At 60.6% G+C, this 15,975-nt stretch carries 13 protein-coding genes; 7 read left to right on the top strand and 6 right to left on the bottom strand.

Annotation, left to right across the window (positions count from 1 at the left end):
• Positions 1 to 50 precede the first annotated feature (50 nt).
• From ACWIKB_RS06430 to ACWIKB_RS06420, 3 genes are read right to left on the bottom strand one after another with little or no spacing between them, the layout of a single operon-like run.
• On the bottom strand, positions 51 to 998 hold the full coding sequence (locus ACWIKB_RS06430) for a dihydrodipicolinate synthase family protein (protein ID WP_475265843.1): 948 nt from the start codon (positions 996 to 998) through the stop codon (positions 51 to 53).
• Positions 999 to 1,043: 45 nt separating this feature from the next.
• Positions 1,044 to 1,970 carry a 4-hydroxyproline epimerase gene (locus ACWIKB_RS06425; protein ID WP_475265842.1) on the bottom strand — a complete coding sequence of 309 codons (927 nt, stop codon included), beginning with the start codon at positions 1,968 to 1,970 and terminating at the stop codon, positions 1,044 to 1,046.
• An 11-nt stretch (positions 1,971 to 1,981) separates the two neighbouring features.
• Entirely contained in the window at positions 1,982 to 3,616 is a 1,635-nt protein-coding gene (locus tag ACWIKB_RS06420; RefSeq protein WP_475265841.1) for an APC family permease, read from the bottom strand.
• Positions 3,617 to 3,838: 222 nt separating this feature from the next.
• Here ACWIKB_RS06420 and ACWIKB_RS06415 point away from each other — a divergent pair, with 222 nt between their 5' ends.
• A complete protein-coding gene (locus tag ACWIKB_RS06415) occupies positions 3,839 to 4,612 on the top strand; it encodes a PAS domain-containing protein (RefSeq protein ID WP_475265840.1) in 774 nt (257 codons plus the stop codon).
• A 67-nt stretch (positions 4,613 to 4,679) separates the two neighbouring features.
• On the opposite strand, the gene ACWIKB_RS06410 is transcribed toward ACWIKB_RS06415, so the two are convergent.
• Complete coding sequence (locus tag ACWIKB_RS06410; protein WP_475265839.1) at positions 4,680 to 5,615, bottom strand: hypothetical protein; 936 nt, start codon at positions 5,613 to 5,615, stop codon at positions 4,680 to 4,682.
• Positions 5,616 to 5,624: 9 nt separating this feature from the next.
• Positions 5,625 to 7,103 (bottom strand): metallophosphoesterase family protein, encoded by a 1,479-nt coding sequence (locus ACWIKB_RS06405; protein ID WP_475265838.1) that lies wholly within the window; start codon positions 7,101 to 7,103, stop codon positions 5,625 to 5,627.
• A 247-nt stretch (positions 7,104 to 7,350) separates the two neighbouring features.
• On the opposite strand from ACWIKB_RS06405, the gene ACWIKB_RS06400 reads away from it, so the two are divergent.
• Together ACWIKB_RS06400 and ACWIKB_RS06395 are read left to right on the top strand one after the other, a co-directional pair.
• The gene (locus ACWIKB_RS06400) at positions 7,351 to 8,004 is read left to right on the top strand and encodes a peroxiredoxin (RefSeq protein ID WP_054050904.1); all 654 of its coding nucleotides are present in this window, start codon (positions 7,351 to 7,353) and stop codon (positions 8,002 to 8,004) included.
• Positions 8,005 to 8,363: 359 nt separating this feature from the next.
• On the top strand, positions 8,364 to 9,734 hold the full coding sequence (locus ACWIKB_RS06395; protein ID WP_475265837.1) for an LLM class flavin-dependent oxidoreductase: 1,371 nt from the start codon (positions 8,364 to 8,366) through the stop codon (positions 9,732 to 9,734).
• Positions 9,735 to 9,756: 22 nt separating this feature from the next.
• Here ACWIKB_RS06395 and ACWIKB_RS06390 read toward each other — a convergent pair whose 3' ends face one another.
• A complete protein-coding gene (locus ACWIKB_RS06390; RefSeq protein WP_475265836.1) occupies positions 9,757 to 10,500 on the bottom strand; it encodes a GntR family transcriptional regulator in 744 nt (247 codons plus the stop codon).
• Positions 10,501 to 10,811: 311 nt separating this feature from the next.
• Here ACWIKB_RS06390 and ACWIKB_RS06385 point away from each other — a divergent pair, with 311 nt between their 5' ends.
• From ACWIKB_RS06385 to ACWIKB_RS06370, 4 genes are all read left to right on the top strand, one after another.
• Positions 10,812 to 11,651: an ABC transporter ATP-binding protein gene (locus ACWIKB_RS06385; protein ID WP_475265835.1), complete on the top strand. Its 840-nt coding sequence runs from the start codon at positions 10,812 to 10,814 to the stop codon at positions 11,649 to 11,651.
• Positions 11,648 to 12,649 carry an ABC transporter substrate-binding protein gene (locus tag ACWIKB_RS06380; protein WP_475265834.1) on the top strand — a complete coding sequence of 334 codons (1,002 nt, stop codon included), beginning with the start codon at positions 11,648 to 11,650 and terminating at the stop codon, positions 12,647 to 12,649. Before ACWIKB_RS06385 ends, ACWIKB_RS06380 begins: the two co-directional genes overlap by 4 nt.
• A gap of 13 nt (positions 12,650 to 12,662) precedes the next feature.
• Positions 12,663 to 13,412, top strand: a complete 750-nt coding sequence (locus tag ACWIKB_RS06375) for an ABC transporter permease (protein WP_475265833.1) — start codon at positions 12,663 to 12,665, stop codon at positions 13,410 to 13,412.
• A 185-nt stretch (positions 13,413 to 13,597) separates the two neighbouring features.
• A complete protein-coding gene (locus tag ACWIKB_RS06370; protein ID WP_475265832.1) occupies positions 13,598 to 15,970 on the top strand; it encodes a hypothetical protein in 2,373 nt (790 codons plus the stop codon).
• Positions 15,971 to 15,975: the final 5 nt, after the last annotated feature.

The raw sequence follows: 15,975 nt of genomic DNA, 5'->3' as shown, positions 1-15,975 counted from the left end.
CTCACTGCGCAACCGGTGAGATTCGCAGTGAGCACGAACACAGCGTGAGATCAGGCGACGTTCTGTTCTGCCGACCAGTTTTTGTACCACTGGCGGAACAACGCGTACTGATTCTCGGCGTAACGACGCTGGGCATCGCTGAGCACATCGGTCTCGTTGAAATGCAGTGCGTATTCCTTGTCACCGTTGAGCGCCATCAGGTGCTTGTAATAGAGCACCAGGTCGCAACCCTCATCGAACGACGACAGCACGGCCAGCGCCGACTCCAGCTCCCTTGCCAGGCGTCGGGCCTTGGCGTCACCTTTGGCTGCCTGCTTGCTCAAGGCCACCAATTGCAGCACCTCGCGGGGCAGCGCGTTGCCGATGCCGGTAATCGCACCGGTGGCGTTGCAGTTGACGAAACCATGGACCACTTGCGTATCGACACCCACCATCAGGGTGACGTCATCGTCCTTGGACGTGATGTTTTCGGCGGCGTAGCGCAAGTCGGCGGCGCCCCCGAACTCCTTGAAGCCGATCAGGTTCGGGTGCTCGCGGCGCAGTTCGAAGAACAGGTCGGCGCGGGTCGCGAAGCCGTAGTAAGGGCTGTTGTAGATCACCGACGGCAGGTTCGGAGCGGCCTTCAGAATGGCGGCGAAGTGGGCTTTTTGTGCGGTTGCCGAGGCGCCGCGAGAAAGCACGCGAGGGATAACCATCAAGCCATGGGCCCCGACTTTGGCTGCATGTGCTGCGTGGGAAACCGCCTCGCGGCTGTTCACGGCACCAGTGCCGACGATGGTCGGAACCCCTGCGGCAACCAGGCGCGCCACGCCTTCCTGGCGCTCGGCTTCGGTCAGCAACGGCCAATCGCCCATGGAGCCGCAGTACACGACCGCACTCATGCCGATATCGATCAGTTCGCGACCCTTGGCCACCAACTTGTCAAAGTCCGGCTTGCGCTCGGCGGTGCACGGGGTCATCAGCGCAGGGATGCAGCCAGTGAAAATGTTATCGCTCATTGTGCTAACTCCAGATTTATTGAGAGGGAAGAGCCGCGTGGTCGCTTAAATGCCCCACGCGAAAGGGTCCTGTTCGTCGATCAGCAGCGTGCTGTCGGCGGTCATGAAGGCCTGGCCGGTAATGAACGGGCGGACACGCTCGCCTTCCCATTCGTAACTGCCGATGAACTGGCTGGCGGTGATGCTCGCTTGTACCCATGGCTCACCGGCGGCCAGTTTTCCATCGGCGGCCAGGCACGCCAGTTTGGCGCTGGTACCGGTGCCGCAAGGCGAGCGGTCGTAAGCCTTGCCCGGGCACATGACGAAGTTGCGGCTGTCGGCCTGATCGTCGTCGGCAAACAGCTCGACATGGTCAATGACGGCACCGTCTTCGCCGTGGATGCCTTGGTCTTCAAGAGCCTTGAGCATCGCCCAGGTGTAATCGGTGAGGGCTTCGACGTTGTCCATTTGCAACGCCTGGCCGTGATCGGACACCAGGAAAAACCAGTTGCCGCCCCAGGCGATATCGCCGTACACACGGCCATGGCCAGGTACTTCGACGGGTACCTGTTGGCGGTAGCGGTAGGCGGGCACATTGCGCAGGGTTACCGTGCCGTCGTCGTGCAGCGTGGCGCTGACCGGGCCGACAGGCGTGTCGATCTTGTGCACACCGGGGGCGATGTGCCCCAGGTAATGCAGCGAGTTGACCAGGCCGATGGTGCCGTGACCGCACATGCCGAGGTAGCCGGCATTGTTGAAGAAGATCACGCCGCAGGTGGCATCCGGCGACACCGGTTCGCAATACAGGGCGCCGACCAGCACATCGTTGCCGCGAGGTTCCAGCAGGCAGGCACGACGCCAGTGGTCATGCTGGTCGCGCAGGGCATCGCGCTTCTCGACCATGGTCTGACCGGGCAATGGGGGGAAGCCACTCATCACCAGGCGAGTTGGTTCGCCGCCGGTGTGGGAGTCAATGACATGAACCCGTTTCATAAACCTATCCTTTAGAAGTGCGCAGGTGCTGGGCGCTGGCCTGTGGTGGTGTCGGCATGCGTCAAATCGGCTTCGCTTTCATCGTCCTCCGATTCCAGACGCACCAGATGCGCCGGCACACCGGTCGCCGCGCCCCAGCAATAGATGCCCATCGCGCAGACCACCACGACCAGGGTGTCGAAGGGATGGCTGAGCACGCCCAGGCCACCAAAACTGCCGAGTTTGGAGAGCACGATGGTCACGGCGTAGAAGCCGATCAGCCAGGCCGACGAGCGCACCTGTTGGGCCAGGCTCAGGTGGTTGGTGGGCACAAAGCGACCGCACAGCAGATACACGACGAACATCAGGATTTGCAGGCCGAGCAGCCAGGACACGGTGTCCCAGCCCGACCAGTAAACAATCAGCGCTGCGATGATGAACGACAGCGGGCCGAGCACACTCATCCCCTTGACCCGGAACGGGCGCGGCATATCCGGCGCATTGCGCCGCAGTGCAGCCACGGAGACCGGTGCGACGGCGTAGCTCAACACCAGCGCAGCGGACACGACATTGATCAGCGCTTCCCAGGAAGGAAAGGGCAGGGTCCAGAACACCGACAAGGCAAAGGTCAGCCACAGCGCCGGGCGCGGGATGCCGGACTTTTCATCGATGCGGGTGAACACCTTGAAGAATGTGCCGGTCTGCGCCCAGCCGTAGATCACTCGCGGTGTGGCGTTCATGTAAATGTTGCCGCAGCCGCTGGGAGAGATCACCGCGTCGGCGACCACCAGATAGGCCAGCCAACCCACGCCCAGTGCCAGTGCGATATCGCGATAAGGCAGGGCCAGTTCCTTGGCAACGCCGGCCCAGCCATTGGCCAACATCTCGGTGGGTACGCCGCCGAGGAAGGCGACTTGCAACAGCACATAGATCAAGGTGGATAGCAGCACGGACAGGATCAGCGCAATCGGAATGGTGCGCTGCGGATTCTTCACTTCGCTGGCGACCGAGATGATCGGCGTCAACCCCAGGTAAGCGAAGATCACGCCGCCCGCGGAAACGGCCATCTCGACACCTGAAAGACCGAAGGGTGCGAAGCCCTGGGCCTGAAGGTTTGCCGGTTTGAAGAAGGTGAACAGCACGCCGATGACCAGCAGCGGCACGATGAACTTGAATACGCTGACCAGGTTATTGGCCATGGCGAAGGTCTTTACGCTGCGGTAGTTGAGCACGAAGAACAGGCAAAGCAGGGCGAATTGCATGAGCCAGCCAATGATCGTCGGGTCGCTGGAACCCGCCTTGGTCAACTCGGGAAACCATGCGGCGGCGTACTGCCGGGAGGCGACCACTTCGATCGCCACCAGGCTGGTGAAGGCGATCAGGGTGATGAAGCCCATCAAGTAGCCGAGCAACGGGCCATGGGAGTAAACCGGATAGCGAACCACGCCACCGGCACGGGGCAGCGCCGCGCCCAATTCACAGTAAACAATGCCGAGCAGCAGTACCGCGAACCCGCCCAGCAGCCAGGAAAAAATCCCTGCCGGCCCGGCGATGGCGGACACGTGACTGGCTGCGAATAACCAGCCGGAACCGAAGATGGCTCCCAGTCCGATAAACGTAAGGTCTATCAACGAAAGTTGCCTTTTGAACTTGCCTTTGCCTGACATAGCGTCGCGCCTTCTTGTGGGTTATTGGATAGGCAGGTGTGCGTGCAATGGCGATAGAGTGAACTCGTCGGCGCGCGGGCGATTGATGTTTTCCATGGGCGCCGATGACGAAATCAGCACAGTGGTGCAATGGCGTAGAGGCGCTCGACACTGCGCGCCTCATGACGCAATCTGATCAACAGATGCCCTCAAGACAGGCCGGATATCGGGAGTGTGAGATTCATGACGCAGAGCGCTTTGGCGATGCTGTGCCAAGGGAGCGAGTTGAATCGCCCTGAAACCATCGAGGAGTTACTGGCGGGCGTGGCACCGCTGTTGCCGATGCTGGATGTGATTCCAAATGCCACGATCTTTATCAAAGATACCCAAGCGCGCTACGTCATGGCCAATCTGACCCTGGTACAGCGCTGTGGCTTGAAACAGTTGCAACCGCTGCTGGGTAAAACCAGCGCCGAAGTCTTCCCGGAGCAGTTGGGGCCCGGTTATACCGAACAGGATCGACGCGTCCTGGAGAAAGGCTTTGTGCTGGAGGATCAACTGGAGTTGCACTTGTACGGGAGCCGCGAGCCCGGTTGGTGCCTGACGCACAAACGACCGTTATATAACCGCAACGGTAAAATCATCGGCCTGGCGGGGATTTCGGTCGACCTGCAATCGGCCAGCGATACGCACCCGGCCTACCAGCGGCTGGCGGCCGTGGATGAATACATTCGCGCGCATTTCAATCGCCGCGTCACTTTGGGCGAGCTGACGCGGATTGCCGGCATTTCAGTGGCGCAACTGGAAAGGTACTGCAAGCGAGTATTCCACCTGACGCCGCGACAAATGATTCAAAAAATTCGCCTCGAACACGCACATCGATTGCTGCATACCGAAATGCCTATCACGGACGTCGCACTGCAATGCGGTTACACCGACCACAGTGCGTTCACCCGGCAGTTCAAGGCGTTGACCGGTTTCACCCCGCGTCAGTATCGGCAAGCCGCTGGGCAATGAACGGCCGCCACCTGTGCGCCAATCACCGAACCCCCTGTCAGCGCCGGGACTGCACTGACAGGCCGTTCTAGCTTTCGAGGATTTTCTCCAGCGTCGGCGCGGACCCACCCACCGCCGGGTTATCTCCACTGATCAGGCAGTGCGGGTCGCGGATGCAGGTCCAGATCCGTAGCGGTCGCTGCTTGAGCTTGTTGGTGGTCGGGTCGCGGTACTGGCTCAGTTGCTGGAGATTTTTCGCCAGGCTCCAGAAGTACTCGGGTGCCACCGTGTTCTGCGATGCGCTGGGGGCCAGGTCGATACTGGCGGCCGAGTAGGCCATCTGAATGTAGGCAGCCGAATGCATCGGTTGGCCAAGGGTCAGCGGGTTGCGCAGTTCGCCCCGGTCGGTGAGGTAATGAAACCACTGGCCGGCCAGGGCTGCGAGACCGAGTTGCTGGCGGGCACTCTCGGGCGCGAGGGCGGCTTTACGGATACTGGCGCGTTCGACATCGGTCAACCCAAGGGAGATCACGGCGAAGTTCGGGATGCTGTTGATCCGGTTCCAGTCAAATTCCGCCGGGGCATACTCGGCGAGCCGGCGCGGCATGACGCCGTCACGGTACAAGGCGTCGCTCAGGGTTGAGGTGGGGCGCAAGGTGCATTCGAGCAGCCAGGGACTTTCCGGGCCGCGCAGTCGCTTGGCGTCATCGCTCAGCCCACCGTTGAATAGAAAGGCATGGCTCCAATAGGAAGGCCCCCGGTCGAGGCGGATGATCTCCTGGCTGCGCCGCAAGCCGTATCCGAACAGGCCATAGGCGCCGATCAGGCCGATGGCCATTTCTGCGTCGGGGGCGTGTTCCGGAATGCCTTCGCCGCTGTCACCCTTGAGCTTTTTCAACTGCTTGGCCACTTCTGCGAGGAAAGCGGCGTTGTCCTTGTTGTGAAAGCGCTTGGTCAGATCCGTGGGTGCTGCGGCCGGCTCGACATCGAAGAATTGTGGCGAATAAAACAGTCGGTTGCTCATCGGCTACTCCTAGTGGAGGTCAAAGGGGATTTGCATCACCTGTTTTGCAAAGTTAAAGGCGACCTTGAGGTCGTTCACCCAGCCTGCGGCCATATTGAGAGGCCAATGACGGCCATCGCCGTCGATCTCAAACCAGCGAACCCGACAGTGAAGCCCCAGGTCGTAGGTGTTGAAGTCCAGAATCGCGTAGTTGCACGGTGCGTCGCTGTCGCCATTGCGCACCGCGCCCGCAATCTTGCCCTCCCACCTGACTTCACTCTTGAGCTTGCTGAGGTCGTGCATAGGCATCGCAAAATGGATGCGCGACAGGGCGGAGGAAACGATTTCACGGTGGGTGTTGTTCGTCGCTCTGTTTTCAACCCATTGCGCCCGGCTCCAATGAATGTCGCCGGTCAGCAGGAGCACCTCGTGCGGGCAGTTCCAGACGGCATTCCAGAGTGTGTCGAACTGGCTCGTGTAGTCCGCCAGGCCGCTCTCGCCATCACCGGCCTGGTCCAGCAACGATTGGGAGGTCACCAGCAGGGTCGGACCCTTTCGATTGCCGAGCTCAAGCACGACCTGATTCAGCCAGTGTGGGTCGGTGAACTGGTAGGCGGGGGCGGGGGCGGGGACGTCCAGCGACGTGCGCCGGGTTCGGGTATCGAGTACCAGCATGCAAAAGCGCTGGCGGAAGTCCGCCGACGCATGTGCGCCGGGAAATTCGAAGCAGTGCAGGCGGTCCTCCACCAGCAGCTGGCCGGGCGGGGCGGTCAGCAGGTCGTCCGGGTCGGCGTTCAGTACCGCCTGAAAGATCAGGAACGCCTGCTCCATCTCAAGGGATATTTCCTGGGGTGGCGCCTTGAAGATTTTGCTCAGGCCGCCGGCCCGCACCTCGCTCGGATAGTTGTTCCAGAACTCATGGTCATCGGCCATGCACAGGTTGCCGCCATTGGCCATGAAGGCCAGGAATGGCTCGTCGTACCACTGTTTGCAGTAGTCGTCCCAAGGCGCATCCAGCGGGCGCGGATAGAAACCGCCGAAGGCCAGATCGAGGTAGATCTGGTCGCCACAGAGCATCTTCACATGGGGCGGCGGTTGTGGTGACAGGTACTCCTTGTACATGGGCGTCGCCGCCAGCAGTCGGCTATTGCCGGCGTAATAGCAACTGGCGAGGAGCATGTGCAAGGCGTCGGGGGACGTCGGCAGGGTTCGTGAGCGCGCAATGTTACTAACGTCGCCATCGCAGAAAACACGCAACTGGTGAGTATCCCCGGCCGCCCCGTCGGCATGCACCGTGACGATCAAAAAGGTGCGGGCGGCCAGTTTGCCGGCGGTGCCTGAGGTAATGCCCAGTGCATCGCTCAGCCTGATCGGAGGTGTCGGCGCTATCAGCGCCTTGCCATCGAGTTCGAAGCTGTAGCTGCCGGGGGTTGAATCAGGGCCCTGGAACCACCAGAGCAGGGTGCCGAAGCTGGGTCGTCCGGGTACGACAATGACTGAGCGCTGCATTTTGCCTCCTGTCCGTGAGAGGGCGCGCAAATAACTTTAGCTCCTGCCAGCCTGTGTGCCCGGCGCTCGAAGGATGTATCACGACCGTTTGTCGTGAACATGCCGAACCGGCGTGTCGCGCAGTGAACAGGTCCGGGTCACTGCCCTGTCTTGAAGCGTCTCCTATACTGATTCGCGTTGACATGAATGCCGTTGGAACTGCCCATCGTTCTGACAGCCCTACGAACTCACAGCAAGGAGAACGAACATGGCAATCCGCATTGGCGACGAAGCACCGGACTTTACCGTCGAAAGCACCGAAGGCACGCTGCATTTTCACGAGTGGATCGGCGACAAGTGGGCGATTCTGTTCTCGCATCCCAAGGATTTCACCCCGGTCTGCACCACTGAACTCGGCTATATGGCGGGGCTCAAGCCTGAATTCGATAAACGCAACACCAAGGTGGTCGGGCTTAGCGTCGACCCCGTCAGCAACCATGCGAGCTGGGCCAAGGACATCGAAGAAACCCAGGGGCATGCGGTCAACTACCCCATGATTGGCGATGAAAACCTGGTGGTGGCCAAGCTCTACGACATGATCCATCCGAACGCCAGCGGCGGTAATCGGACTGCAGTGGACAACGCCACTGTGCGCTCAGTGTTCATCATCGGCCCGGACAAAAAGGTCAAGGCAATGCTGATCTACCCGATGAGTGCCGGACGTAACTTTGATGAAGTGCTGCGTCTGCTCGATGCCCTGCAACTGAACGCCAAACACACGGTCGCCACTCCGGTGAACTGGCGTCCGGGTGAAGATGTGATCATCCCGACCTCAGTCTCCGATGAGGACGCCCGCAAGAAATACCCGGACGGCTTCAGGACAGTGAAACCTTATCTGCGCACGGTCGCGCAGCCGAAGTAATTCGCCCCAGGCTTTAAAAAATGGATCTGTGAAAACAGGTCCATTTTTTTGCCCGATCAAGACGTGCTTGTGTCGAGCACGCTTTACTAGACGATATACATCCATTGTGGGAGCAGGCTTGCTCGCGAAGAGGGCGTGTCAGTCGCTATCAATGTCGACTGACATTCTGCCTTCGCGAGCAAGCCCGCTCCCACAATGGAGGCGTCGCCTGATATGCAATAGTTAAATATAGAAGATACTTATGATCATTGTTTTTCATAATTAGGATAGATCAACAAAGCATTTCACAAGCGTATTCCCAACGCCTAAGGTCGTGCTTCAAAGGCCAGCAGAGCTACCATCTTCGGGGGAATATCCAGATGTCCACTTCACCACGACAACTCAAATTCGGCGCCATTCTCACCGGCGTCGGTACTGCTCAGAATGAATGGCTGCACCCGGAGATTCCCGGTGATGCGAGCATCGATATCGACTGGTATCGCCAGCAGGCGCAACAAGCCGAAGCGGCGAAATTTGACTTGATCTTCATTGTCGACAGCCCGTACATCACCCCGGATTCGGCCCCGCATTATCTGAATCGCCTGGAACCGCTGACATTGTTGTCCGCCGTCGCGGGGGCGACGTCGAAGATAGGGTTGGTTGCCACGCTGACGACGTCCTATACCGAACCATTCAACGTGGCCCGGCAATTTGCCTCGCTGGACCTGATCAGCGGCGGTCGGGCTGGCTGGAATGTGGTGACCACCGGGCTCGAAGGCGCCGCCGGGAATTTCGGGCGCGAGCAACACATCGATCATACCGAGCGCTATCGTCGGGCCAGTGAGCATCTGCAAGTGGTGCAGGGGTTGTGGGACTCCTACGAAGACGACGCCTTTGTGCGCGACAAGCAGAGCGGGGTGTTTCTCGACCCGCAACGTCAGCACCGTCTCGATCACCAGGGCGAGTTCTTTTCCGTGACCGGGCCATTGAACATTGCCCGTTCTCCCCAAGGCCAACCGGTAATTTTTCAGGCCGGGATTTCCGCGTCAGGGCGCAACCTGGCGGCGAACTTTGCCGAGGGGATTTTCGCTGGCGTGGACAACTTCGAGGACGCCCGCGCCTACTATCAGGACATCAAGCAACGTACCGCCGCGGCTGGCCGCAACCCCGATCATGTGACCATCCTGCCGGGCATCGCGCCGATCATTGCCGATACTGACGAGCAGGCCCAGGCCATTGACCGCGAACGCCACGGTGAACTGGATCTGAACAAGGCGCTGGTGCAGTTGGGGCGGCCGTTCAACTATCACGACTTCTCCCAATACCCCCTCGACGAACCGTTCCCGGAGTTGGGGGATTTGGGCAGCAACGGTTATCGCGGTCATGCCGAACACATCAAACACGTTGCTCGTGAGCGGGGGCTGACCCTGCGTCAGGCGGCCTTACGCTTTGCCGCTTCGTTTTCGAATTTTGTCGGCTCGCCGAAGACCGTGGCCGACGAGATCGAGCGATGGTTTGTCGAAGGGGCGGTCGACGGGTTCAACATTCGTGTCGGTGCGCCAGGGGAATTTGCTCGATTCACCAACGAGGTCCTGCCACTGCTGCGTGAACGCGGCCTCTTCCGCAGCGAGTACAGCCACAGCACGTTGCGTGGACATCTGGGCTTGCCGGTGCCGGTCAATCGCTATAGTGCCGCGCGTGTTGCGCAAGCAGCTACCGTCAGTGAACCTTTGCAAGCTGTGGGTGCATAACGGTTTGCCGCAAATGGCCGATCTATCGGCCGCTTGCGGATTTGAACACCCCGCTGAGGACGAAGGCGTAGCGTTCCGGACGGATAAAGAAGGTGGTTCGGTCGCAACAGCGGCCGTCGGCAAAATACGAGGTACGCTCCATCACCAGCAATGCGGCGCCGCGTTTGACGTGCAGCGCGCTGGCCAGGCTTTTGTCCGCTTCTTGCGCGCGGATCGCCAGGTCGGCGCGGGTGACCGCCAGGCCGGTGATCGACTCCAGAATCGAGTAGATCGGTTGGTGCTCGACGTCCGTCCAGACCACGCTGGCCAGCTCGGCCGGTAGATGGCTGCGCCCCAGGGCGATGGGTTCGTCATCGACGAAGTGCAGGCGCTCCAGTAGCAGGCAATCGTCCGCTGCTTCAAACAAGCCACGCAAGGTTTCCGGAACGGGCTGCAGCGTATGGCTGATCACCTGCATGCTCGGTTTCAGCCCTTGCAGCAACAAGGCTTCATGAAAACTGCGCAATGCATCCAGGCCATGCCGAACCTGTTTCGCCGCCACGTACGTGCCTTTGCCTTGCTTGCGTTCCACCACGCCGTCGTCACTGAGCTTGCCCACCGCGAGACGCACCGTGACGCGGCTCACTCCAAAGCGTTGGCCTAACTCGGCTTCTGACGGCAGCTTGCCGGTGGGTTCAAAGTCGCCGCGCTGAATCTCTTCCAGCAAACGATGGGCGATCTGTTCGTAAAGCGAGGTGCTGCTGTCGCGAAGAATGGACGTGGACACGGTCGGCTTCCATGTTCCCTGGAGTGGGGCGGTGCGCCTTATGTTGATCAGTCAAGCCAGACACCGAACCTGTGGCGAGGGAGCTTGCTCCCGCTGGGCTGCGCAGCGGCCCCCAAAAGGGACTGCTGCGCAGTCCAACGGGAGCAAGCTCCCTCGCCACAGATGACTCGTTTCTAGCTCGATCTCTTACTGACTGGCATTAGGCGGTGCGCCTTCACTTCTAAGGTTATAAAAATAGGTTATTGGGACAACTTGTATTAATACGTATTATGTCAGGCATTCCCATTGTAAACGACCTGACGACACTTGCCATGCCCGAATCCTTGCCTTACGCACCGCAGCAAGCCGACGCGTTGACGGTCGATGACATCAGTTTCAGCTACCCCAACGGGCATCGGGTGTTCAACGCTTTCAGCCTGAACGCCAAGCCGGGTGAATTCGTCGCAATCCTCGGGCCGTCCGGCTGCGGGAAAACCACGTTGCTGAATCTGTTGTCGGGTTTTCAGCAACCTCAGAGCGGCCAGATCAGCATCAACCAGGCCGCGGTGCGGCCGGAGCGTTCGGAGTTGGGCTATGTGTTTCAGGCGCCGCAGTTGTTTCCCTGGTTGAGCGCTCTGGAAAACGTGCGTTTCGGCCTGCGAATGACAGCGCAACTCAGCGAGGCGCAACAGCGTGCACAAGCCTTGCAGTACTTGCGGCTTGTCGGTCTGGAGAGCGCGGCGCAGCGCTTGCCCCATCAGCTTTCCGGCGGCATGCAGCAGCGTGTTTCCCTGGCCAGGACATTGGCCCTGGAGCCCAGCGTGTTGCTGATGGACGAGCCCTTCGCCGCGCTGGATGCCATCAGTCGCAACAGCATGAATGAAGAAACCTTGCGCATCTGGGCCGAGCTGGGCCAGACGGTGCTGTTCATCACCCACGACATCGACGAAGCGGTGTTCCTGGCGGATCGGGTGATCGTGCTCAACATTGCCCCGGGCGGCATCCATAGCGAACTGGATATTCATCTGCCGCGCCCGCGCTCCAACCTGAAAACCCGCCGCTTGCCGGCCTTTCTCGATTACCGCAATGAGCTGATGGAACGCATTTCCCACGTCATGGAAGTGTCCGAGGCCATCGCTAACCCAACCCGTCAACCCGAGCTAACCGCATGATCAAACGTTCGCTGCTTGCCCTCTCTTTGTCTGTTGCCGCATTGGCAAGCAGCACATTTGCCGTGGCCACCGAGGAGAAACCCCTGCGTGTGGGTTATGTCTTCGCCATGGCCAACGCCCCGGCGCTGATCGCCGACAAACAGGGTTACTACCGCGAGGAAGGCTTGAATGTCGATCTCAAGGCCTTGGGCGATGGCCCGGTTATCCAGCAGGCGCTGGCCGCCAATGAGCTGGACGTGGCCTATGTCGGCACGCCACCGGTGTACCAATGGTTTTCCCGAGGGCTGCAAAGCCGGATTCTGGCCAAGGTCAATTACGGTCAGGCGGCGGTGATTGTCGATGCAAAAAGTCCAATCAACAGCCTGGAGCAACTCAAGGGCAAAAAACTCGCCGGGGTCAAGAAGGGCAGTGGCATGGACGTGTTGTTGCGCGGCTATGTGCTGAAAGAAAAGGCTGGGCTCAACCCTGACAAGGATCTGGACATCATCGACATGCCACCCGGCAACATGAACGCGGCGCTGGAGCGCGGCATTGTCGATGCGGCGTTTTCCTGGGAGCCCTTTGTCAGCCAGTCGTTGTTGCGCGGGTCGAGCCGAATCCTGCTTGACGTCAACCAGGCGCTGCCGAATTACCCGTGGTACGTGGTGATCGCGCTGCCCAAAACCTTGCAGGAGCGGCCGGACGACGTGGTCAAGCTGCTGCGGGCGCACCGCAAGGCCATCGCGTTCCTCAACGAACACCCTGACGAGTCGAATCGCATCATCGCCGAGGCATTCAAGCTTGAAGCGGTACAAGGCGCTGACGGCAAGACCATCGCTCCGGAAACCATCGTCGCCCAGGCGCGGACCCGATTGGGGTGGTCGGCCGACCTGCAGGCTTCGGACATCCAATTCATCCAGCGCCTGATGAATTACTCCCACGACTTGGGCTTTATCGACACCACGCTCAAGACCGAGCAGATCGTGGATACCTCCTACCTGGAAAAAGCTTCGCGCTGAGTCTGAGCCTGTCATGTCCTTGCCAAAACCGAATTGGGGATGGGCTTCGCTGCCGTTCCTGCTGTTGATCTGGATCGCCCTGGCGAGTCGTTTTCCCACTTACATCCTGCCGCAGCCCTGGGATGTGGCGCGCGAAGCGGTGCGTTGGCTCAGCGACAGTTCGCTGTGGCAGCACCTGCGGGCGAGTGTGCTTGAAGAGATCGGCGGCTTCTGTGCAGCGGTGATCGTCGCGATTGTGCTGGGCACGGCCGGAGGATTGTCTTCGCGATTTCGCGATTTCATCTCGCCGCTCAACAGCCTGTTCATGGCGATCCCGCCGATCGCCTGGGCGCCGCTGATCATGATCATTTTCGGCTTGGGTTATGTCTCCATCGTGTTGGTGATTTTCATCGCCGCGGTGTTTCCCATGGCGGTAACTATCCAGGAGGGCGTGCAGAGCATTCGTGGCGGCGAAGTCCGTGCGGCGCGCACCTTGGGCGCCAATGCCTGGCAGCTGCTGGCCCACGTTTATCTACCCGCCTCATTGCCCTTCGTGACGGCAGCTTTGCGCATCGGTTTCAGCCAGGGTTGGCGGGCGCTGGTCGCCGCGGAAATGATCGGCGCGTCCCAGGGCATCGGCTGGATGGTTTCCACCGGCGGGCAGATCGGCAACAGCAGCCAGGTGCTGCTGGGCATCGTGCTGATCGGCCTGATTGCCTGGCTGATGGAGAGTTTTGTGTTCCGGCGCATCGAGCGCCACTACCAGAAGTGGCGCGCCCAGTAGCAGCTGTCGAGCACCGCGAGGCAGCGTTCGGCGGCGAAGCCGTCGCAAAATCAGCCTATGCGGTGTGTCAGGCAGACCGCGTATGCAGGGTTTACGACGGCTTCGCCGCCGAACGCTGCCTCGCGGTGCTCGACAGCTGCTACGGGGTGTTTTGAAGCCCTTCCATCCACTGCACGAGGTGTCATGTGAGTAACGTTTTCGATCCCCGCGAAGCCGGGCATTACATTGCCCCGCAAGGCCTCTACGAACGCAACAAGAAACGCCCGTTCCTGGGTCACATCGACTGTGATCGAGACACGCTGATTGCCGGTCAATGGGATGAAATCACCCTGGTCTACGAGGTCGGCGGCAGCGGCCTCGCGGATGGTGCCTGGCTGAAACTGGCGTTCAAGTTCTACTCCGACTGGGCACTGTTCCAGACCTCGAATCCGGCCGGTCCCAACTACGTCAGCGCCGAATATCAGGCGGGTGAACTGGTGCCCGGCCAGAGCCAGGCGACCGTGCAGCACCTGAAAGTACGCTTCGACCAGAAGGGCCACGAACGGCCGTTCCAGAAAGCAATCATCATCGACATCATCGATGGCTACCTGAACCCGGGGGATAAAATCACCATACGTTTGGGCGACCGTCGTCAGGGCGGCGCGGGGACGCGGGTGCAGAGTTTCGTCGAGAAAGACTTCCGTTTCCGGCTGTTCATCGACCCGCTGGGCAGCTCGAAATTTGCCGAGGTGCCGGGCGATCCCTTGCTCAATATCGTGCCGGGACCAGCGCAGAGCGTGCAGGTGATTGTTCCTCGGCTGGTCAGCGCCGGTGAGGCGTTCGACGTTTTGCTACGGGTGGATGATGCCTGGGGTAACACCTGCCGCAATTTGCCGCTCAACGGTGTCCTGACACTGGTTGATCCTGAAGGCGGCGAGCGCCAACAACCGTTCACCTTGGCGGCTGAAGGCTGGGCGACGACCCGGCTGGAGGGTTTTGATCTCGGCGCGGTAGGGGAGTGGCGATTGTCCGCCGAGGTGCAGGCGCCTGGCGTGCGCGGTGCCCAGGCTTTCGTCACCGTCGACCCGGCGGGCACGGCATTGCGTCCGTTGTACGCCGACCTGCATGTGCATTCCGATGACACCGTGGGCACCAATGACACGCTTTACAACCTCAGTTATGGCCGCGATGTCGCCGGCCTCGATGTGCTTGGTTACACCGCCAACGACTTCAATATCACCGAGCAACGCTGGGATCAGGCGGTGAATCTGATCCACGAACTCAACGAGCCGGGCCGCTTTGTCTGCTATCCCGGCACCGAATGGTGCGGCAATTCCTGCGCCGGCGGCGACCGCAACGTGGTGTTCCTGCATGATCGCAAGCCCGAGTTTCCCTTCGACAATCAAGGGCGGCTGGTGCGCTCCTTCGAATGGAACGAGTTCACCGCCGGCACCATCAAACCGGGCGCCTGGCCGGTGGATGAGTTGTACGCCGCCTATGCCAAGGACCCGGAAGGTCATCTGATGATGCCCCACGTCGGCGGGCGTCGGTGCAACCTCGACTGGCACCACCCGGAGCTGGAACGCCTGATCGAAGTCGGCTCGGCCTGGGGCCAGTTCCATTGGGTCTACGCCGAAGCCTTGCAGCGCGGCTATCGGGTGGGCGCCGCCGCAAACAGCGATGAGCACCAGGGCCGTTGTGGTGGCGGTGTTCCAGCCACGGCGGTGTTCGGCTCTCGCGGCGGGTTGACCGGTGTCGTCGCCGACGGCTTCGACCGTGCAAGCGTCGGCAAGGCACTGCGTGCCCGGCGCACCTTCGCCACCACCGGCGAGCGTTCATTCGCCAGCCTGCGTCAGGGCCGGCATTTTATGGGCGAAGTGTTCACAACCGATTCGAACGCCACGCTGGACTATCGATTGCTGGGCGAGGCGGGGTGGGAGCAGGTCGATCTGTTCGATGGCGAGACGCTGATCTGGTCGCGCAACCTGCACCAGGAACTGGGGTTTTCCACCCAACGCATTCGCCTGCGCCTGGGTGGCGCGCGGATCAAGGATCGCTATCGCGGCGCCTATTGGACCGGCGAGATTCGGGTGACCGGGGCGGTGATCAAGGGCTTTCGCGCCTTGGGCCTCGATCACCCGGAGCAAACCGTCTGGCGCAAAGATGCGACAACCCTGGCCTTTCGCACCGACACCAACGGCGACACCGACAGCATCGAAATCGACCTGTCGCAACTGGCCGGCGCGACATTGCAGATCCGCAGCCGCATCGACAACTACATCAAAGTCGGCGACCCGTCCGAACCGCAGCCCTACGTGCATGCGCCGACGGTGCTGATGGAGCTGTCAGGTGAAGAACTGCTGGCGCAATCCCAGGTGATCGAAGAGTTGCCTGGCGCCGAATTGAAAGTCTCCCTTGAAAGGACCACTGTTGCGCCGTTGCCTCGCGAGCTGCAAGGGCAGATCGAGCTGGCGAAACTCAATCTGCAACCGGGCCGCGAGCATCCCTTGTTCATTTGCGCGCGTCAGCGGGATCAGTCGCGGGTCTGGACTTCTGCGTTGTTTCTGACGCTGTCCTAGGGCAA

This window comes from Pseudomonas sp. 5Vm1k (genome assembly GCF_056161485.1).
This window is presented reverse-complemented; position numbering and strand designations above follow the sequence as displayed.